At 38.2% G+C, this 20,052-nt stretch carries 18 protein-coding genes; 14 read left to right on the top strand and 4 right to left on the bottom strand.

Annotation, left to right across the window (positions count from 1 at the left end):
• The first annotated feature begins 760 nt into the window (after nucleotides 1-760).
• From nrfA to yegD, 8 genes are all read left to right on the top strand, one after another.
• A complete protein-coding gene (gene nrfA / locus M1F17_RS06175; protein WP_004262239.1) occupies nucleotides 761-2,194 on the top strand; it encodes an ammonia-forming nitrite reductase cytochrome c552 subunit in 1,434 nt (477 codons plus the stop codon).
• A gap of 47 nt (nucleotides 2,195-2,241) precedes the next feature.
• Entirely contained in the window at nucleotides 2,242-2,811 is a 570-nt protein-coding gene (nrfB, locus tag M1F17_RS06170) for a cytochrome c nitrite reductase pentaheme subunit (protein ID WP_004262246.1), read from the top strand.
• On the top strand, nucleotides 2,808-3,479 hold the full coding sequence (gene nrfC, locus M1F17_RS06165; protein ID WP_094961333.1) for a cytochrome c nitrite reductase Fe-S protein: 672 nt from the start codon (nucleotides 2,808-2,810) through the stop codon (nucleotides 3,477-3,479). Before nrfB ends, nrfC begins: the two co-directional genes overlap by 4 nt.
• Nucleotides 3,476-4,432 carry a cytochrome c nitrite reductase subunit NrfD gene (gene nrfD, locus M1F17_RS06160; protein WP_318837311.1) on the top strand — a complete coding sequence of 319 codons (957 nt, stop codon included), beginning with the start codon at nucleotides 3,476-3,478 and terminating at the stop codon, nucleotides 4,430-4,432. Before nrfC ends, nrfD begins: the two co-directional genes overlap by 4 nt.
• Before the next feature lie 24 nt (nucleotides 4,433-4,456).
• On the top strand, nucleotides 4,457-6,331 hold the full coding sequence (locus tag M1F17_RS06155) for a heme lyase CcmF/NrfE family subunit (protein ID WP_318837310.1): 1,875 nt from the start codon (nucleotides 4,457-4,459) through the stop codon (nucleotides 6,329-6,331).
• Complete coding sequence (gene nrfF, locus M1F17_RS06150; RefSeq protein WP_181488286.1) at nucleotides 6,324-7,370, top strand: heme lyase NrfEFG subunit NrfF; 1,047 nt, start codon at nucleotides 6,324-6,326, stop codon at nucleotides 7,368-7,370. The genes M1F17_RS06155 and nrfF overlap by 8 nt, the downstream gene beginning before the upstream one ends.
• A gap of 329 nt (nucleotides 7,371-7,699) precedes the next feature.
• Nucleotides 7,700-8,098, top strand: a complete 399-nt coding sequence (locus M1F17_RS06145; protein WP_004262270.1) for a hypothetical protein — start codon at nucleotides 7,700-7,702, stop codon at nucleotides 8,096-8,098.
• 322 nt (nucleotides 8,099-8,420) lie between these two features.
• Nucleotides 8,421-9,773 carry a molecular chaperone gene (gene yegD / locus M1F17_RS06140; RefSeq protein WP_004262271.1) on the top strand — a complete coding sequence of 451 codons (1,353 nt, stop codon included), beginning with the start codon at nucleotides 8,421-8,423 and terminating at the stop codon, nucleotides 9,771-9,773.
• A gap of 68 nt (nucleotides 9,774-9,841) precedes the next feature.
• Here the strand turns inward: yegD and M1F17_RS06135 are convergent, their stop codons facing one another.
• The 3 genes from M1F17_RS06135 to M1F17_RS06125 form a co-directional block, all read right to left on the bottom strand.
• Nucleotides 9,842-10,321, bottom strand: coding sequence for a DUF4822 domain-containing protein (locus M1F17_RS06135; RefSeq protein WP_004262272.1), 480 nt, complete (start codon nucleotides 10,319-10,321; stop codon nucleotides 9,842-9,844).
• Nucleotides 10,322-10,574: 253 nt separating this feature from the next.
• Nucleotides 10,575-10,766 (bottom strand): hypothetical protein, encoded by a 192-nt coding sequence (locus tag M1F17_RS06130; RefSeq protein WP_318837309.1) that lies wholly within the window; start codon nucleotides 10,764-10,766, stop codon nucleotides 10,575-10,577.
• Between the two features lie 185 nt (nucleotides 10,767-10,951).
• Complete coding sequence (locus M1F17_RS06125; protein ID WP_004262273.1) at nucleotides 10,952-11,806, bottom strand: LysR family transcriptional regulator; 855 nt, start codon at nucleotides 11,804-11,806, stop codon at nucleotides 10,952-10,954.
• Between the two features lie 109 nt (nucleotides 11,807-11,915).
• On the opposite strand from M1F17_RS06125, the gene M1F17_RS06120 reads away from it, so the two are divergent.
• From M1F17_RS06120 to dmsD, 6 genes are all read left to right on the top strand, one after another.
• Complete coding sequence (locus M1F17_RS06120; RefSeq protein ID WP_004262274.1) at nucleotides 11,916-12,386, top strand: multidrug/biocide efflux PACE transporter; 471 nt, start codon at nucleotides 11,916-11,918, stop codon at nucleotides 12,384-12,386.
• Between the two features lie 403 nt (nucleotides 12,387-12,789).
• A complete protein-coding gene (locus tag M1F17_RS06115) occupies nucleotides 12,790-13,533 on the top strand; it encodes an energy transducer TonB (RefSeq protein ID WP_161595394.1) in 744 nt (247 codons plus the stop codon).
• 476 nt (nucleotides 13,534-14,009) lie between these two features.
• Nucleotides 14,010-16,436, top strand: coding sequence for a selenate/tellurate reductase subunit YnfF (ynfF, locus tag M1F17_RS06110; protein WP_180312498.1), 2,427 nt, complete (start codon nucleotides 14,010-14,012; stop codon nucleotides 16,434-16,436).
• A 10-nt stretch (nucleotides 16,437-16,446) separates the two neighbouring features.
• Nucleotides 16,447-17,064 carry a DMSO/selenate family reductase complex B subunit gene (locus M1F17_RS06105; protein WP_096863216.1) on the top strand — a complete coding sequence of 206 codons (618 nt, stop codon included), beginning with the start codon at nucleotides 16,447-16,449 and terminating at the stop codon, nucleotides 17,062-17,064.
• A 1-nt stretch (nucleotide 17,065) separates the two neighbouring features.
• Nucleotides 17,066-17,923: a DmsC/YnfH family molybdoenzyme membrane anchor subunit gene (locus M1F17_RS06100; protein WP_094961322.1), complete on the top strand. Its 858-nt coding sequence runs from the start codon at nucleotides 17,066-17,068 to the stop codon at nucleotides 17,921-17,923.
• 123 nt (nucleotides 17,924-18,046) lie between these two features.
• Nucleotides 18,047-18,664, top strand: coding sequence for a Tat proofreading chaperone DmsD (gene dmsD, locus M1F17_RS06095; RefSeq protein ID WP_164455248.1), 618 nt, complete (start codon nucleotides 18,047-18,049; stop codon nucleotides 18,662-18,664).
• A gap of 144 nt (nucleotides 18,665-18,808) precedes the next feature.
• Here the strand turns inward: dmsD and M1F17_RS06090 are convergent, their stop codons facing one another.
• Nucleotides 18,809-19,915 (bottom strand): trans-sulfuration enzyme family protein, encoded by a 1,107-nt coding sequence (locus M1F17_RS06090; RefSeq protein WP_197739529.1) that lies wholly within the window; start codon nucleotides 19,913-19,915, stop codon nucleotides 18,809-18,811.
• Nucleotides 19,916-20,052: the final 137 nt, after the last annotated feature.

Below are 20,052 nucleotides of genomic sequence, written 5' to 3'. Positions count from 1 at the left end.
AAACCGCATTTTTTATATGTGTATTTATGAGAAATATTAACGATAGAGGTTATAAAAATACATACTACCAAGTGGGTAAAAGAGGTAATTCCCCGTATACGACTAGAAATGACAACATTTACGTTATTTACTCGCCATTAGCTAAAAATAGCATCAAAATGATAAACAAACAGGCCTTTTTAATTATTTGTTAACATTTTTTTAATATGAATTATTAATTTAAACTCAAGTTTTAATTTTTTAAATTATAACACCAACCAAAAACTACCACTAAAGTAGTATGCGCAATGTCATTTAGAAAAAAAATATCTGTGTTTTTTTTGATATTAAACAAATTTCATTTCTAACTTTATTTTAAAAACAACCATTAAATATTAAACATAAAAAAATTATTTTAAAATCAATAAAATAGAATTGGATAACGCTAAGCATCAGAATAAGAATCATTATTAATTAATTATTGAAACTAACAATTTAAAACTATTGAAAAATAACTATATCAATTTCAATAATACCTATTTTTTATTATTTCTTCACATTCTATTTCCTTATTACAAATTAACTTTTGATCAAAAACAATATTTTTAGTGTGGTTTTTTGTTACACATATAAATTGGCAATGTCTTGGTAGTATCTGTGCGCTTACTATCAAACCTAAATAACAAAAAGATACCCAAAATAGTTCGAGTCATAGGTCACAATACAAATACAACTCGAAAAATGAAGGGATGACTGGCTAAAATTACTCGAGGCCCTTTTTATGGCAAACATAAGAAATAATGCACTATGCTTATTGAGTCTGGTTGCAGGAATATTTCTCTTTACCTCTGTTCATGCTCAAACTCCTACTAAAGATAGTACATCTACCATCAATGCTCGAAATGAAACTTTCGAAGCCGCTCACCCTGACCAGTACCACTCTTGGCGAGCAACATCCGAGCAATCAAACCGTGAAGATGCATTAGCGGAAGACCCTCGCTTAGTCGTACTGTGGGCTGGATACCCATTCTCACGCGACTACAACAAACCTCGTGGTCACGCCTATGCGGTCATCGACGTCCGTGAAACCTTACGAACCGGTGCTCCTAAAGACGCCCAAGATGGTCCACTTCCGATGGCATGTTGGAGCTGTAAAAGCCCCGATGTGGCGAGGCTAATCCAAGAACATGGCGAAGATGGCTATTTCGAAGGTAAGTGGGCAAAAGGTGGCCCCGAAGTGGTTAATGTCTTAGGCTGTGCAGATTGTCATAAAACAGACTCTGCGGATTTTGCAAAAGGTAAACCAGAGCTAACGCTTTCACGCCCTTATGCAGAGCGTGCAATGGAAGCGATTGGCAAACCGTTTGATAAAGCCAGTCGGTTCGACCAGCAATCCATGGTGTGTGGCCAATGTCACGTGGAATACTATTTCTCTGGCGATAAAAAATCAGTGAAATTCCCATGGGATAACGGTACCAAAGTCGAAGATATGGAAGTCTACTACGACAACATTGGTTTCTCTGACTGGACCAACTCATTGTCGAAAGCGCCTATGCTAAAAGCCCAACACCCTGAATATGAAACTTGGAGTGCGGGTATTCATGGCAAAAATAACGTGACCTGTATTGACTGCCATATGCCAAAACTGCAAAACGAAAAAGGCGAACTGTACACCAGCCATAAAATTGGTAATCCATTCGATAATTTCGAACAAACTTGTAGCACTTGCCATACCCAAAGCAAACAACAACTGCAAGATGTGGTTGCTGAACGTAAAGTCGCTATCCAAGAGATGAAAATCAAAGCGGAAGATCAATTAGTTCGTGCTCACTTTGAAGCAAAAGCTGCATGGGATGCAGGCGCAACAGAAGATGAAATGAAGCCAATTTTGACTGATATTCGTCATGCACAATGGCGTTGGGATTTAGCTATCGCCTCCCACGGTATTCATATGCACGCACCGGATGAAGGCCTGCGTATGTTAGGTGGTTCGATGGATAAAGCGGCAGATGCACGAACCAAGCTCGCTCGCCTGTTAGGCTCAAAAGGCATCACCCATGAAATTGCCATTCCAGATATTTCAACCAAGGAAAAAGCGCAACAAGCCATTGGTTTAGATATGCAAAAAATCAATGCGGAAAAACAAGAGTTCTTAAAAACTGTGGTTCCGCAATGGGATGACCAAGCTCGTAAAAATGACCTATTAGCCAAATAACCATGATTTGCCCCAAATAATGGGGCAATACAACCAATGGAGTGAATATGAGCGTACTACGTTCGTTATTAACTGCTGGGGTGCTGGCAACAGGCTTATTATGGGCAACAGCCGCATCCGCAACCCCACAAATGGCCCAAGAAAATGCAGAAGGCCGTTGGGTTGTCACGCAGCAACGCAGCGCTGACAAAGCCTGCTTAGACTGCCATAAACCTGACCAAGAAGGCATGCATGGCACTCACGCAGAAGTGGTTAACCCTAACAATAATTTACCCGTGACTTGTACCAACTGCCACGGTAACCCAGGGCCTGATCACCGTGAAGGTGTCAAAGATGTCATGCGCTTTAACAACCCAATGTATACCGTTGAGCAACAAAACAGTGTCTGTCTATCATGTCACTTACCGGAGCAGCTGCAAAAAGCGTTCTGGCCTCATGATGTTCACGTCACTAAAGTAGCCTGCGCGAGTTGCCATGACCTTCATCCGAAACAAGATACGATGAAGGTGCTGACTGATAAGGGCAAAGTAAAAATATGTGTCGACTGCCACTCAGATCAACGCAATAACCCTGATTTCAACCCAGCAGCGGTGAAATTGCGTAAGGAGCAGCCATGAGTTGTTCTCGTCGTCAATTCATTATCTACTCAGGAGCACTGGCGGCGGTAGGAGGAGTTGCTAGCCATACGCTAGCTAACACCATGAAAATAGATGGCGTTCGCTACGGCATGGTGCACGATGAAAATCTGTGCATCGGCTGTACGGCGTGTATGGATGCATGCCGAGAGGTTAACCAAGTCCCAGAAGGTGTTTCGCGGTTAACTATCATCCGTAGTGAGCCTATTGGCCAGTTTCCTGATGTTAAATACCGTTTTTTTCGCCACTCCTGTCAACATTGTGAAAGTGCACCTTGTGTCGATGTTTGCCCTACTGGTGCCTCTTTTATTGATAAAACGACAGGGATTGTTGATGTCAACCCTGACTTATGTGTCGGCTGCCAATACTGTATTGCTGCCTGCCCTTATCGCGTCAGGTTTATTCACCCCATCAATAAAACCGCGGATAAATGTGATTTCTGCCGTAAAACGAATCTAAAAAAGGGCAAGCAGCCGGCTTGCGTCGAATCTTGCCCGACCAAAGCATTAACCTTTGGCAATTTAGATGACCCTAAGAGCGATATTTCGTTGATGCTAAAAGAAAAACCGACTTATCGATTCAAAATTGCACTCGGTACTCACCCCAAAATGTATCGGGTTCCGTTCAAATATGGGGAGGTTAGCCAATGACAACAGCTTCTGCTTTCCATTTTGAATCCTTAGTGTGGGACTGGCCCATTGCGGTTTACTTATTCTTAATTGGTATTTCGGCTGGGCTTGTGGTACTTGCGGTACTTATGCGCCAGTATTATCCCACTTCGGCTGGCAGTGATAGCACTCTAATGCGCACAACACTGATTTTAGCTCCGACGACGATCATCTTTGGGTTATTGATCTTAATTCTCCACTTGACGCGTCCATGGACGTTCTGGAAATTAATGTTTCATTACAGCCCGACCTCAGTTATGTCGATGGGTGTGATGTTATTCCAAGTGTATATGGCAGTGCTTGTTATTTGGCTAGCTAAAATCTATGAAAAAGAACTCATTGTTTTACAGCAAAAATGGCTGCCCAAATTTACCATCATCCCAAGAGTATTAACCCTGCTAAACCGTGCAATGCGTTTTCTGGATATTGTGATGCTCATATTGGCCGTTTTGCTTGGGGCTTATACCGGTTTTTTACTTTCAGCATTAAAATCTTATCCATTCTTAAACAGCCCATTATTACCAGCTTTATTCCTATTTTCAGGAATATCTTCAGGTATTGCGGTATCACTCATAGCAATCGCATTGCGCTACCGCAAAAATATTCATAACAGCGAAACCGCATTTTTGCACCGTATCGAAAGCTTTGTTATTTGGTTGGAGATATTCCTATTAGCGGCCTTTTTTGTCGGGTTAGCTTTAGGAGACGATGGGAAGATCCGTTCATTAATTGCTGCATTAGGCGGTGGTTTCTGGACTTGGTGGTTTTGGATTGGTGTTGTCGGGTTTGGTTTTATTATTCCACTTCTATTCAAGAAATGGATGGATAAAGGACAAGGCGCAGCAAGAGTATTGATTATCAGTGGTGCAAGCTTACTGGGTGTCTTCTGCTTACGCTTCTTTGTGTTATACGCAGGGCAGTTGACCGTCGCATAACTCACTAAATAATAAGGGTAATCATTGGAACTCATACTCCCAGAAATTGGCTTTCTCTGCCTTGCATTGGCACTGTGTATTGCCTGTTTTCAAGTATCATTCGGAGTTATTGGTTTCTTCCGCCATATTCCGAGGCAAATGCCTCGGAATATTCTTTGGACCTACTTACAATTTCTTTTCTTGCTCGTTGCTTATATTTGTTTAACTATCAGTTTTATTCAAAGTGACTTTTCGGTCGTATATGTGGCGCAACATAGCCATCGGCTATCGCCGCTATATATTAAAATTGCGGCAGTATGGGGAGGCCATGAAGGGTCAATATTTCTTTGGCTGCTGTTTATCTCAGCTTGGAGTTGTCTATTTGCATGGCGTTATCGCCAGCAAACTCATCTCGTGTTTCCTCTCACACTAACGCTTCTTGCCATTATCAGTGCGGCATTATTACTGTTTATCGTATTTTATTCTGACCCCTTTGTTCGCATTTTTCCTCCCGCTATTGAAGGGAGAGATCTCAACCCAATGCTGCAACATTGGGGATTAATATTACATCCCCCTCTACTTTATTTAGGCTATAGCGGGTTAATGGTCGTAACCGCCTTAGCGCTTGCATCTACACTTTGCGGGCAATTTAACCAAACTATCGCCGGGCTCTGTTGGCGCTTTGTCGTTCCTAGTTGGTGCATACTCACTTTGGGTATCACTCTTGGGTCATGGTGGGCATACAGTGAACTTGGTTGGGGTGGTTGGTGGTTTTGGGACCCTGTTGAAAATGCGTCATTATTGCCATGGCTAAGTGCAACTGCCCTATTTCATAGCTTAACAGTCTCACGCAAAACTGGGCACTATCGCCACTGGTCTATATTGCTGGCAATTCTTACGTTTATTTTATCTTTATTAGGCACATTAATTGTACGCTCAGGGATTTTAATGTCTGTCCATGCGTTTGCTTTGGATAACGTTAGGGCTGCACCCCTCTTTTTATTGTTCAGTTTTCTGAGTTTCGGGGCTTTATGTATATATGGTTGGGAAGCTAAAAATATCGATAATTTACCAACTAATATTAATCGCCGTCAGCTTTACTTATTACTCACTTTAATCCTATTTTCTACTGTATTATTTATTGTCCTGACGGGCACGCTTTACCCAATGATTTATACGTTATTTGGTTGGGGGAAAATATCGGTTGGGGCGCCTTATTTTAACCAAGCGTTATTACCATTTGGTATTTTAATGCTAATCATAATGGCTGTGAGTGCCATTTATCCTCTTAGCAAAACTCGCATTAAACCCCAATGGCGTATTCTTTTAATTATACTTCTCAGTGTGTTATTAAGCTTATCTCTTTGGTCTAAAGGGCTTATTATCGCCATTTCTTGTGGTTTTTTATTTGCAATTTTGCTTATCTTTTGGCTACGTCCTATCGATGCTATTCGGCAACATTTCCCTTCCCTTATCGCTCATACAGGAGTTGTAATTTTTGCTACTGGTATTGCCTTGTCAATTGGTAGCCACCACGAAACGAGTGTTAATCTTTCTGTTGGGCAATCTATTTCACTCGCCGGTTATCAATTCCAATTCAACGAACTGCAACTTGAAGCTAAATCTAATTACACGACCGAAAAGGCTATTATACAAATTAGCAAAGCTGGCCAGCCATTACACCAGTTAATCACCGAGCGCCGCCTTTATACCGCTCGCCAGCAATTAATGATTGAACCTGGTATATATTGGGGATGGTTACGCAATTGGTATGCGGTATTAGGTGAGAAAACAGGAACAAATAGCTACGCGATACGCCTTTACGTGCAAGATGGCATTCAATGGATTTGGGGCGGTGCGTTTGTGATGTGTTTTGGCCTATTAATAAGCTGGGTAAAAGGGAGAATAAAAAATGCTTAGAATCCTATTAGCACTATTTTTCCTATTTTTCTCTTTTATATCCAATGCTCAAATCGTTGATGTGTGGGAATTTAATTCCATTGAAGAACAAGAGTATTCTTTGCAGATCGCCTCACAGTTACGTTGCCCGCAATGCCAAAACCAAAATTTACTCGAATCCAATGCCCCCACAGCAGTAAGTATGCGCCACCAAGTTTTTAAAATGGTTGCAGAAGGAAAAGATAAAGCGCAAATCATGCACTATATGACCGAACGATATGGTGATTTCGTGCTGTATAACCCACCGCTAACGATTGGAACTGCCCTGCTTTGGGGATTGCCTGCTATTGCTCTGATTGGCATTTTTTATTTCATTTTCAAATTTACTCGGTCACAAAAACAGCAACTTATAGAGAACAATTTTAGCCATCGACAAATATCCGAGCAATTATTACCCCCAGATATAACAACACCCTCGACTATCCTGCAATGGCATTTTAATAAATTACTTGCCATATTAATTGTGTTGGTTGTTATTGGTTACTTCTTCTCACCTCGATTTGAATTAGCTTATCAGGAATATCAACGTATATCCGATCCACTGCTCTCATTCACACCATTGCAGCAAGAACAAAAGGATTTATTACGCTTACAAAATGATATTCGTCAATCGCCTAAAAATAGTGAGCTTTGGGCTATACTGGGTGAATATTATCTTTATCAAAACAGTTATGATAATGCGTTGATTGCTTATCAAAGAGCACTAAAATATGGCGGGGAAAATGCTCAAATATACTCTGCTATTGCAACCGTTTTATATTACCAAGCAGGTCAACAGCTAACCGAAGATGTCAGAGCGGTAATCAACAAAGCATTAAGCCTTGATAATCAAGAAATTACCGCATTAATGCTAGTTGCTTCTGATGCCTTTATGAATGCAAATTATGAGCAAGCGATTGATATTTGGCAAAAGCTATTAGATAGTAATAGCTCTCGTATTAATCGCTCTCAGCTCATTGAAGCTATTCATATGGCAAAAATAATGAAGAATAAAAAATAATAATCTTATCTTTATTATTAATTTTATTACGCTAGGGATTAATACATACTAAATTATCACAGTAGTGATAAAATATTCTTTTATGAATGTCTATTTATTTAAATGTGTAATTTTTCGTTTCTTATTGATTACCATTGTGTCCCCCCTATATTACTTCAAATAATCTTATGTTAGATTGGCAACAGTAAATTATCCCAAATGTAATCCAAGTATATCTCCGTAAGTGAAATTATCAATTAAAATTTAGCTTATGGTGATAAATTTTATTTACTTTTATATTATGGCATTCATTGGGAGGTTCAAAAATAATAACATAAGAAATAAACACTATGAAAAATAAAATATTTTCATTTTTAGTTATTGGCCTAATTGCAGGCGCGTCCTTTATAGGAGGCGTTGTAAGTAACTATACACCTGATTTAGACATTGTAGAAAAATCTCAAAAAGCGGTTGAAGATTTTTTAGCATTTCCCAAAACAGCTGAGTATAAAAATGTTAAATATCATGAGATAAGAGAAACCTTAGACCATGGTATGCTAGGCTATGTATGCGGTGAAGTACTTATTTTTACTAGCCAAAATTCATATTCATTTAAACGTTTTGTGGTCAAAACTTATCTTCATAATGATGGCCGTAATGTTGTTTCCATTCCATTAATCGATAGAGATGATAAAGAATTTCCTGATAATGACTTTAATGTTATTTGGAATAAGTATTGTAATAATTAAGTAGATATAAAACCCAACTGTTTAAATAAGATATTTCCGAGCCCTTTAAAATTTCATTAATATATCAAAGGGCTCAAATTAAATATTACATAAAAAACTATATTCTCTTTAGATATCTGTCATTCCGTAAATCAATCTTTTAATGATGATTACATTTTATCGTGGAGACTCTGTACTAACAGAGCATCTAGGCAAAATGCGATCAATTCAGACTATCTCCTTTTGAGCTATCCCTCATATAGAATTATTTTTCAATAGTAATTCATCCCTGCTTGATATAAAGTCTCAGCCTTTTTTCAAAATAGTTACTCTTGGAGGCGAAATGTTTATCGGTTTTGATTACGGTACATCTAACTGCGCTGTTGCGGTCATGAAGAACGGGATCCCCACATTATTACCATTAGAAGGCGATAACGTTTATATCCCATCAACCTTATGCGCACCGACAAGAGAATCAGTCTCTGAGCATTTATTTCGCCATTGTAAAATCGCTCCCTCGAATGAAATCGGGCAGCAAATTTTAAAAAGATCTATCGCATTTAACCGTGATGAAGGGATCGATTTAATGCCTGAAGACATCGTATTTGGGCAAGCCGCTTTAGATTTATATTTAAGTGATCCTAGAGATGTATATTATGTGAAGTCCCCTAAATCATTTTTGGGAGCATCTGGCTTACATGAGACTCAAATTAGTTTTTTTGAAGACCTTGTCTGCGCCATGATGAAAAATATAAAGAATACCGCAGAAAATAATTTACAACAGATTATTGATGATACTGTGATTGGACGCCCTATTAACTTTCATGGTCGTGGAGGGGAACTCTCGAACCAACAAGCAGAATCAATACTCTATCGCGCGGCAAAACGCGCAGGATTTAATCATATTACTTTTCAATTCGAACCCGTAGCCGCAGGGCTTGAATATGAATCAACATTAAATAAAGACCAGATTATCCTAGTCGTTGATATTGGTGGTGGAACAACGGATTGTTCATTAATCCAAATGGGGCCCACTTATAGAAATGCACAAGACAGAACACAATCCTTACTTGCTCATAGTGGACAACGGGTGGGTGGAAATGACCTTGATATTTACCTTGCATTAAAACAATTGATGCCGCTTTTTGGGATGGAAAGCCAATCTTTATCAGGCATTAAAATGCCATTCCTTCAATTTTGGAACCCTATTGCTATCAATAATGTTGAAGCACAAAAAGAGTTTTATTCAAGACAAAATTTGACAGCGTTAACACGCTTAAAACAAGATGCAAAAGAACCTCAAATAATATCTCGATTACTAGAAGTTTATAATGAAACATTAGGTTATAGCTTAGTACGTAAAGCTGAAGAAGCTAAAATTGCTTTATCAGACGCCTCAAGCTATTTAGCACAAATTAAATTAATTTCTGAAAAATTAGAAGTGAATATTCCCCATGAACAAATGGTGGAATCAATTGAATCACCAAAAAGTAAAATGATTGAATTGGTTAAAGAAGCAGTCAACCAAGGCGGGGTCAAACCTGATGCTATTTACGTTACAGGTGGGAGTGCTCGCTCCCCAATATTACACCAAGCTATTAGCCAAGAATTACCTAATATTCCGATAGTACGTGGGGATGATTTTGGTTCCGTTACTGCAGGGTTAACGCGTTGGGCTGAGACTTGTTTTAAATAAGCGACAGAAACACTAATAGCGCAGAATAAATAAGATTCATATTTAGACTGCGCTATTGGTACAAAATATTATTTCTTAACTTTATGAACAATATCAAAGTACTTATCTTTATTATCTTGCTCTGGATAAATACGATATGTGTATTCTTCTGGGGTTACTGTGACATTTTCAACAACACGAGTAAACAAGACTTTACCCTCGTCATCTTTCGCTGTTAATGAGCGAGTTTTGCCATTTTCATCAAATGACCAGTCACCTTTCATTTTAGGTTTTCCATCAAACGTGGTCATATTAAATGTACCGTCTGGATAATACTCAGCTAAACCAAAAAAGTTAGCGACTTGTTTATCATCTGCATTAACTTCTTTTTTATCTTGATCTAAAGCTTCTGTCGTTGTCCATACTTTGCCTACCATAATTTCTTCGTAAGCATTTAATTTATGTTCCGCATTCTGTGATTGGCTTGCTGCTGGAGTTGTAGCTGCTTGAACAGCAAATGACATAGTAGATACAACAGCAAAGAGTGTAGGTACTAATAATTTTTTCATTTTTATCCTCTAATAAATTAACTCAAACAACAATTTGATTAAGTTAAGATTAGCGATATAAAACCAATTTTGAAAATTATATTACGTTTATTTACAAGATAATATCTTATTACAATTAGTAAATACTATTTTACAATAAAAAACATATCGAAAATTCATGAATTTTAAAATTAATACTCTTAATTTTAGCTATCAAGCAATTTATTAATCAACCAGTACCCCGCTTTTCCGGGTGGATTATTCTTAGACCAAACTAAATCCACATCAATTCTTGATCTAAAGCTTCTGTCGTTGTCCATACTTTGCCTACCATAATTTCTTCGTAAGCATTTAATTTATGTTCCGCATTCTGTGATTGGCTTGCTGCTGGAGTTGTAGCTGCTTGAACAGCAAATGACATAGTAGATACAACAGCAAAGAGTGTAGGTACTAATAATTTTTTCATTTTTATCCTCTAATAAATTAACTCAAACAACAATTTGATTAAGTTAAGATTAGCGATATAAAACCAATTTTGAAAATTATATTACGTTTATTTACAAGATAATATCTTATTACAATTAGTAAATACTATTTTACAATAAAAAACATATCGAAAATTCATGAATTTTAAAATTAATACTCTTAATTTTAGCTATCAAGCAATTTATTAATCAACCAGTACCCCGCTTTTCCGGGTGGATTATTCTTAGACCAAACTAAATCCACATCAATTTTACGTGGCCATAAATCATAATTAATACTCACTAAACGGTTATGTCCAAATTGCTTAACTAACCATGTTGGTAATATTGCCCATCCAGCCCCTTGTTCTGCCATTTCTAATAATAATAAATAATTAGGTGCAAACCAGTTCTTTTCACTATTAATAATAATTTGGCTGCTACTGCTTAGCCGTAATTGACGAGTCATCGTTAAATGTTGATAAGTTATTTTTTTCTCTTTAGCTAATGGATGACTATCTAATACATATAAACCTAATTCACCTTGAATAGGTAAACGAGAAAAAGAAATATCCGCAGGATATTCTGTACGGGACTCCATCATACCAACATGGGCTTGTTGGTTCTGGATCATCTCGATAACAGCATTATTTTCTGCAATTAAAAACTCAAACTCAAGATGCGGAAATTGCCTATCTAATGTTGTTACAATATGCTCAGCATGAGGTGGCTGATAGGTATCTGAAAAAGCACAACTTAACCTAGGCTCAATATCAGGGAGCAACTCAACTCTAAGCGCTTGAAGACGCTCATCTGCTGATAAAATATCCTCAACTAAGCTCAAAACTTTTCTACCTGCAAAAGTCAATGTTGATTCACGCCCCTGCCTATCAAATAACGCAAACCCCAAATCGTCTTCAAAACCACTGATTGTCGTACTGACAGTTGATTGGCTTTTATTTAATTTACGTGCCGCAGCAGAGAATGACTTTAAGGATGCCGCTTCCACAAAGGTACGCAATGTTTCTATAGAATAGTTCATAAGGTATCGCTTTTTTCGATGGCTGCCATTTTGTATATATATAAAAAATAGCAAATAATTGCACCCGATTTTTACCTAAAAATTAATTTTCTATATCTTTGAGGTAGTTATGAGCAAGTATACAAAAACATTAACTGAGCGAATTTTTCATGCAGTTTCATTTGAGGTCATCGCAATTGCGATAACTGCACCGGTCAGTGCATGGCTTTTAGGACGCTCAATTTTCCAAATGGGAACAGTGGCTATTGTCTTATCGACGCTGGCAATGCTATTAAACTTATTTTATAACATGGCTTTTGACCGTTATTGGCCTTTATCCAAGGGATCTCGCCCAGCCAAAGTGCGTGTTTTTCATGCTGTTGGATTTGAATTAAGCTTTGTGATCATGGGTGTCCCAATGCTGGCGTTTTTACTTCAAATGTCATTCTTAGATGCATTCTTACTTGAAATCGGCTTTTTTGTCTTTTTCTTATTTTATACTTATGCGTTTAATCTTGGATATGACCTTTTACGTGTCCGTTGGTTTGCAAATAGAGAGAACGCTGTAAGTATCTCTGAAGCGGTAGCTAAACGCTCTTAATTTTACTATTAATAAATATTCGAACACCGTGTTGCTTATCTTCACGGTGTTCTTTGTATATTAAACCCCCTATAAACACGCCGAAATAATCCTCTTTTTTTTGCAAAAAATAAAATAGAGAATGATATTTAACTAATTTATCACACAATTAACCTCATTAAGGCTTGGCTACTCACCAAGCCTTTTTACTTATAAATAATATTTCATTAAAAATCAAAATATTAACAAATTATAATATGCACCCACCAAAGTTGATAATAACTATCATTTGCAATTGATAATTATTAACATATAATTCGAATCGTTATTTTACCTTATGAGTCATAACTCAAACATAACTACTTAATACCTGAATTGGTCTCCCCTCTTTAGGTTCAACGAGAAAGAATATTGAGGTTTTATGATGAGTCGAAAATTAATCACTTTTATGCTATCCATAACACTTCATGTTCTTGTTATTGGGTACTTAACCTATGTTACGGCTCAATCATTATCCTTAAAAAACCAAGCACAACAGAATGCGCCTATTATATCGATCGCATTGACTCAAGCTGTCAACGTTGCAGAACCTGAAGAGCTCCCCCTTCCTATAGACACACCTAGTGAGGTAAAAATTGCTCCCAGCCCAATAGTTGAACACGCCGTCATTGTTGCGCCTAAAAAGCAAAAAAAGGTGATCAAAACCCCAAAAGAACCAGTGAAGCCCAAAGAACTCACTAAAAGAACTGAAAACGCTCACAAACCAGCTAATACAGAAATTAAAAATGATTTGCCAATCGCACAACAACAAAAGGCTGGAGCCCTTGTATCGTCTCAATCCGCAGGAATAAAAGGCCCCAAAAACCAACATGCGACTAGTGATACTAATAGCCAATTAATTAATGCTTACCGTGAAAAACTACGCCAAGAAGTTGAGAGAAATAAACAATACCCTCGCCGCGCGAAAAAAATGAAAAACCGTGGTATTGCAACAATACAATTTCAATTAAGCCAAAACGGAGAAATTAGCTTAATTCGCTTAGCAAGTAGCTCAGGAAATGATTCATTAGATCAAGCTGCTTTGCTTGCAGTACAAAAAAGCCGCTCTGTAGGTAAACCACCTGCAGGTTTTGCTCAATCTATAACACTTAATATTGAATTTAATTAACCTCAGTTGAAAATAAATATTATTCCCACTAAGAAGTTACGTCTTAATTAGGTATTAGATATTCATCTAATAGATAGTTATTCCGTATTTGCTTTTTATTCCGAAAAATAATGATGATCTTTATTATTTTTTTAGAACAATTAATGACTCTAGAGAAATTTATTATTATTTTCCAACTATACTGCTAGAAATATTCTCCCTATTTTTCGAAAACTCCTCACCTAGAGAAATATTTTCTCTACAGAACCAAATATTAACATTTCTAAATTTTCAACCTCCAGCAAGGTAAATAAAAAATTCTTTATATTCATGATATTAAAATGATATTGATTATCAATATAATTTATTTATTATAGAAAAGTTACCAGTTTTGCAAATATAACTTCATTGATATGGCGCAAAAAAAACTAAACATGTCAGAGTAAGATAACCCTTGAATAACATTATATTTAATATGGTCATAAAGGCTCATATCAATGAATACAAAAAATAAATTATTAAATAGCCCTATCTCAAGGCGCAATGTCGTGAAATCTGGCGCTGCAGGCGGTTTATTTGCTGCAGTAGGCGGTTTATCACTTCCTTTCAATGCAAAAGCAATCGATAACACTCAAAACTCAACATCCGCTGAAGAAAAAGCCGTTTGGAGCTCATGTACCGTTAACTGTGGTAGCCGTTGCCTATTACGTCTCCATGTTCGTGACGATGAAGTATATTGGGTTGAATCTGATACCACGGGAAAAGATGAATATGGCAATCATCAAGTAAGAGCTTGCCTGCGTGGCCGCTCAATCCGTAGAAGAATGAACCACCCAGATAGATTAAAGTACCCGATGAAACGTGTGGGTAAACGTGGTGAAGGCAAATTTGTCCGAATTTCATGGGAAGAGGCCCTAGATACCGTTGGTAATAGTTTGCGCGATATTTTGCAAAATTACGGCAATGAAGCAGTGCATGTTCTCTATGGCACTGGCGTTGATGGTGGTAATATCACCAATTCGAATGTTCCCTATCGTTTAATGAATTCATGTGGTGGTTTCCTGAGCCGCTATGGCAGTTATAGCACTGCGCAAATTCGTGCGGGTATGAATTATCTGTATGGTTCTCAAGAAGCCAATAGCCCCGACGATATCGCAAATACAAAACTAGTTGTGATGTTTGGTAATAACCCAGCCGAAACTCGTATGAGTGGTGGAGGTGTGACTTATTATGTCGAACAAGCACGTGAGCGTTCGAATGCGCGCATGATAGTTATTGACCCTCGTTATAATGACACAGCTTCTGGTAGAGAAGATGAATGGTTACCTATTCGCCCTGGTACTGATGGCGCACTTGCAGCTGCATTAGCTTATGTGATTATCACTGAGGATATGGTTGACCAAGAGTTTGTGGATAAATACTGTATTGGCTATGACGAAAAAACCTTACCGGCTTCTGCTCCTCAAAACGGTCACTATAAGGCCTATATTTTAGGCCAAGGTGCTGATGGTATAGCTAAAACACCACAGTGGGCCGCTAAAATTACAGGTATTCCAGCAGATAAAATCATTAAGTTAGCTCGTGAAATAGGCCAAGCGAAACCCGCTTATATTGTTCAAGGTTGGGGCCCTCAACGTCATTCAAATGGTGAACAAACCGTTCGAGCAATTGCCATGTTAGCCATTATCACAGGTAATGTTGGTATTAGTGGCGGAAATTCAGGCTGTCGTGAAGGCACTTATGATTCAGGTGTTGAATGGTTCCCAATGCTCGATAACCCAGTCAAAACACAAATTTCCGTTTTCACATGGACTGATGCGATTGAACGCGGCACAGAAATGACCGCCATTCACGATGGCATAAAAGGGAAAGATAAATTAGATGTTCCCATTAAGTTCTTATGGTGCTATGCCAGTAACACATTGATAAATCAGCATAGTGATATCGCCCGTACCCATGAAATTTTGCAAGATGACAGCAAATGCGAAATGATTGTTGGTATCGACCATTTCATGACGGCATCAGCAAAATATTGCGATATTTTATTACCTGATTTAATGCCTACCGAGCAAGAAGATCTTATTCCTAGCGAGTCCGCAGGAAACATGTCTTACATGATCTTAGGCCAACCAGCGACTAGCGCTAAATTTGAGCGTAAACCCATCTATGAAATTTTGTCGGAAATTGCTAAACGCTTAGGCCCTGATGTCGAACAGAAATTCACCGAAGGCCGCAGCCAGCACGAATGGGTTAAATATTTATGTGAAAAAAGTCGCGAACGCTACCCTGATATGCCAACTTATGAAGAAATGAAAACCGTGGGTATTTTCAAGCACAAATGCCCAGATGAGCATGTCATTGGATTTAAAGCCTTCCGAGATAACCCTCAAGCTAATCCACTGAAAACACCTTCAGGAAAAATAGAAATTTACTCTGAAAGCCTAGCTGAGATAGCGAAAACATGGCAATTAGCACCAGATGATGTGATTGATCCGTTACCAATTTACACAGAAGGCTTTGAAAGCCATACCGATAGCCTTAATAAAAAATACCCATTACAAATGACAGGGTTTCATTATAAAGCCAGAACACACTCAAGTTATGGCAACATTGATATCTTAAAACAAGCCTGCCGCCAAGAAATATGGATTAACCCAATAGATGCCAAAGCGCGTGGTATTAAGCAGGGTGATATGGTCAAAGTTTTCAATGACCGAGGTGAAGTTCATATTCCAGCTAAAGTGACTCCGCGGATCATGCCTGGGGTGACGGCTATGGGCCAAGGGGCTTGGTTAGATGCCGATATGTTTGGCAAAAAAGTAGACCAAGGCGGGTGTATTAATGTCCTCACAACTCAACGCCCTTCACCGCTTGCTAAGGGAAACCCTCAGCATACTAACTTAGTTGAAATTGCAAAACTATAAGGAGCCCGGTATGTCACAACAATATGGTTTTTATATTGATACACAACGTTGTACGGGCTGCAAAACGTGTGAACTCGCCTGTAAAGATTTTAAAAACTTATCCGCTGATGTTCATTTTCGTCGTATTTATGAATATGCAGGCGGCGACTGGACAGAGCAAGATGGCGCATGGCATCAAAATGTATTTTCTTATTACCTCTCTATTTCATGCAACCATTGTGAAGACCCTGCTTGCGTTAAAGTTTGCCCAAGTGGCGCAATGCATAAACGTGAAGATGGCTTTGTCGTTGTTGACGAAAGTGTCTGTATTGGTTGCCGTTATTGCCATATGGCATGCCCTTATAGTGCACCACAGTTTGATGCAGTCAAAGGGCATATGACTAAATGTGATGGCTGCTATGAACGTGTGGCTGAAGGTAAAAAACCCATTTGTGTTGAATCTTGCCCGCTACGTGCATTAGATTTTGGGCCCATTGAAGAGTTACGTGAGAAATACGGAACAATCAATGAAATAGCACCGCTACCTGCAGCACATTATACCAAACCCAATATTGTATTAAATCTCAATGCAAATTGCCGTCCTGTGGGCGACACCACAGGTTATTTAGCTAATCCGGAGGAAGTTTAAAATGGGCGCAGGCTTACATGAATATCCGTTAATCTTCTTCACCGTTATAGGTCAAAGTGTTGCTGGCGCATTTATTCTCATGGCTCTGGTATTGTTAATGAAACCCATGCAAGAACAGCATCATAAAATAGTGATGAGCATGTTTGGTTTATGGGTGTTAATGGGAGTTGGCTTTTTACTCTCCATGCTACATATGGGCTCACCGATGCGTGCCTTTAATTCGATGATACGTGTTGGGCATTCAGCGCTCAGTAACGAAATAGTCAGTGGCTCAATATTCTTTGCCTTAGGTGGGATATATTGGTTATTGTCATTATTAAAGAAGATGCCCAAGTCTGTCGGCAATATTTGGTTAATCGTCACTATCATTTGTGCGGCAATATTTATTTATGCCATATCTCGCGTTTACCAAATTGATACCGTCCCAACTTGGTTTAATCACTATGGTAGTTTGCAATTTATCCTAACCAGTTTTATTGCAGGGCCTGTTCTTGCCGCATTTTTATTGCGTATAGCAAGTTATGATATCAATAACATCCGCTTTTTTATATTAATCAGTATTGTTGCGGTTATTGCGAGCAGTATTTTGGTAACGGCACAAGGATTTGAATTAGGATCTATCCAAAGTTCGGTACAAAAAGCATCGGAGCTTGTTCCTGATTATGCCTCACTGATGGGATGGCGTACTGTTTGCTTAACATTGGGGCTAGCTTTCTGGATTTACCCACATGTTAAAATGAAAAACCCTTCAATTATTGGGCTACTAGTCGCCGTATTATTGGTGATTTTTGGTGAATTGATTGGTAGAGGCATTTTCTACGGGCTGCATATGACGGTGGGTATGGCTGTTGCAGGCTAACGACTAATTCATTGTTTTTTACGATGATAAGAAGGTTAATGACTTTCTTATCATCGACAACAATCTCATGTTTCGCTACGATCACACCAAAGAGTCATCATCAACATAGCAATGTGGACAAATATGGAACAAAAATTATTGGCAGATTTTTCGCTTTGCGCGCAAACTTTAGGGGCATTATTTTATTATGACCCTTCTGATGCACGCGTAAATAAGTTAATTGATTTATTTACGACGAGCGAATGGTTAACTGAATGGCCATTTACTCAGGATTATGATTGCCAACGTATTGATAAACTCTTTCAAGATAGTCTTTCTGAATCAGAAACATTACAAGAAGCCTACCAACGCTTATTTATAGGTCCTTATGCATTACCAGCACCACCTTGGGGTTCTGTTTATCTTGATAAAGAAAATGTTATTTTTGGTATTTCGACACTTGAGTTAAGAGCATGGCTCCGTAATAACCAAATCAATATTGAATTAAACCAAAAAGAGCCAGAAGATCATGTAGGGTTATTATTTCTTCTCACCGCCTGGGTGATTGAAAATAAACCAGAACTACTACGCGAATTGCTAGAATTACATTTTCTACCTTGGGTCTATCGCTATTTAGAGAAAATGCAACTGCAAAGCGGAAATGCATTTTATGAAGCTTCCGCACTATTGGCCACTGAAACTTTAAGACATATCCAACAAGCCGCTAAATTAAATCCAGCGAATAAAGAGCTTTGTCTTTAGTTTTATATCGTTCAAATAACTATTTTGTGAAGTAAAAGCCCTCTAAATAATCTGATTATTTAGAGGGCTTGAATATATTATTGGTACTTTCTTAGCATGTGATTAGTGCCACTGAGGAATTAAAATACGTTGATAGTCGCCTAATTACTGTATTTGCGATAAAGCAGAACCGACGTCAGCAAGTAAATCATCAATATCTTCACAGCCCAGTGAGAAACGCAATAACCCATCCGTTACGCCTTGCAGTAATCTCCCTTCTTCAGGGATACAAGCATGGGACATCATTTTAGGGTAGGAAATAATTGATTCAATTCCCCCTAAACTGACTGCAACGAGTGGAATACGAACCGCGTCTAAAAATCGTTTTACATTTTCATAGCTACCCAAATCAAAGGAAACCACCATTCCGCCATTTTTAGATTGCTGCATATGAATGATATGATTTGGGTGCGAAGCTAACCCAGGATAAAAAACGTGTTGTACTTTTGGATGCTCATTCAGATATTCTGCAAGCTTTTGCGCATTTTCACTTGCTCGTTCAACCCGCATTGCCATTGATTTTAAACCTCGCATTGTCAGCCAGCTATCAAATGGTGCAGCAATACTGCCAATAGCAACTGCAGACTTATGTAACCACCTCGCATATTCAGGGTTATTCGTTGCTACCGTCCCCAAGATCACATCACTATGGCCATTAATAAATTTAGTTGCGCTATTAATAGAAAAATCAATTCCAAGAGAAATAACATCTGATAACAACGGCGTCATAAAGGTATTGTCACAGATAGTAATAATATTATGCTGCTGCGCAATCCCAATAACAGATTTTAAATCCGTCACTTGTAACGTTGGATTAGATGGCGTTTCAATATAAAACGCTTTGGTGTTTTCCATTATTGCTTGCTGATAATTCATTGGATTAGTCGCATCAACAAATGTGACTGAAATACCGTAGCGTGGCAAAAATTCAGTCATTAATTGGAAAGAGCCACCATATATATTTTTGCAGGCAACAATATGGTCGCCCTGACTAAAATTAAGTAATACTGCGCTTATTGCTGCCATTCCTGATGAAAAAATCTCAGCAAATTTCGCGTTTTCAATCGCGCAAATTGCCTCACTTAATGCATCTCTTGTTGGATTGGAAAAACGCGAATAAATATGGTCGTAACTTTCCTCAATATTGGCTTGTGAAAATGTGGATGATTGATATAACGGAATAGAAGAACTTCCGGTATATTTATCTGTCATGGGATATCCATGAATAACCTTGGTATTAATTTTCATAATAAAATCGCATTATCAGAAGTCTATTTTAATTGTTGCTATATTGATTTCAGAACAAGCAAAAATAACAAGAGCACCATCAGTGTAAATATCACGACCTA

The sequence above is a fragment of the Providencia sp. PROV073 genome, assembly GCF_033688125.1.
Classification (GTDB): domain Bacteria; phylum Pseudomonadota; class Gammaproteobacteria; order Enterobacterales; family Enterobacteriaceae; genus Providencia; species Providencia hangzhouensis.
Note: the sequence above shows the minus strand (reverse complement) of the source record. Positions and strands in the feature narration are given on the sequence as shown.

Coding starts and splice junctions, on each gene's coding strand:
- M1F17_RS06125 (WP_004262273.1), bottom strand. CDS start 11,806: ATGAACTATTCTATAGAAACATTGCGTACCTTTGTGGAAGCGGCATCC.
- M1F17_RS06135 (WP_004262272.1), bottom strand. CDS start 10,321: ATGAAAAAATTATTAGTACCTACACTCTTTGCTGTTGTATCTACTATG.
- M1F17_RS06145 (WP_004262270.1), top strand. CDS start 7,700: ATGAAAAATAAAATATTTTCATTTTTAGTTATTGGCCTAATTGCAGGC.
- M1F17_RS06100 (WP_094961322.1), top strand. CDS start 17,066: ATGGGCGCAGGCTTACATGAATATCCGTTAATCTTCTTCACCGTTATA.
- nrfA (WP_004262239.1), top strand. CDS start 761: ATGGCAAACATAAGAAATAATGCACTATGCTTATTGAGTCTGGTTGCA.
- nrfB (WP_004262246.1), top strand. CDS start 2,242: ATGAGCGTACTACGTTCGTTATTAACTGCTGGGGTGCTGGCAACAGGC.
- M1F17_RS06120 (WP_004262274.1), top strand. CDS start 11,916: ATGAGCAAGTATACAAAAACATTAACTGAGCGAATTTTTCATGCAGTT.
- yegD (WP_004262271.1), top strand. CDS start 8,421: ATGTTTATCGGTTTTGATTACGGTACATCTAACTGCGCTGTTGCGGTC.
- nrfD (WP_318837311.1), top strand. CDS start 3,476: ATGACAACAGCTTCTGCTTTCCATTTTGAATCCTTAGTGTGGGACTGG.
- M1F17_RS06090 (WP_197739529.1), bottom strand. CDS start 19,915: ATGACAGATAAATATACCGGAAGTTCTTCTATTCCGTTATATCAATCA.
- M1F17_RS06115 (WP_161595394.1), top strand. CDS start 12,790: ATGAGTCGAAAATTAATCACTTTTATGCTATCCATAACACTTCATGTT.
- M1F17_RS06130 (WP_318837309.1), bottom strand. CDS start 10,766: ATGAAAAAATTATTAGTACCTACACTCTTTGCTGTTGTATCTACTATG.
- dmsD (WP_164455248.1), top strand. CDS start 18,047: ATGGAACAAAAATTATTGGCAGATTTTTCGCTTTGCGCGCAAACTTTA.
- nrfC (WP_094961333.1), top strand. CDS start 2,808: ATGAGTTGTTCTCGTCGTCAATTCATTATCTACTCAGGAGCACTGGCG.
- M1F17_RS06105 (WP_096863216.1), top strand. CDS start 16,447: ATGTCACAACAATATGGTTTTTATATTGATACACAACGTTGTACGGGC.
- nrfF (WP_181488286.1), top strand. CDS start 6,324: ATGCTTAGAATCCTATTAGCACTATTTTTCCTATTTTTCTCTTTTATA.
- ynfF (WP_180312498.1), top strand. CDS start 14,010: ATGAATACAAAAAATAAATTATTAAATAGCCCTATCTCAAGGCGCAAT.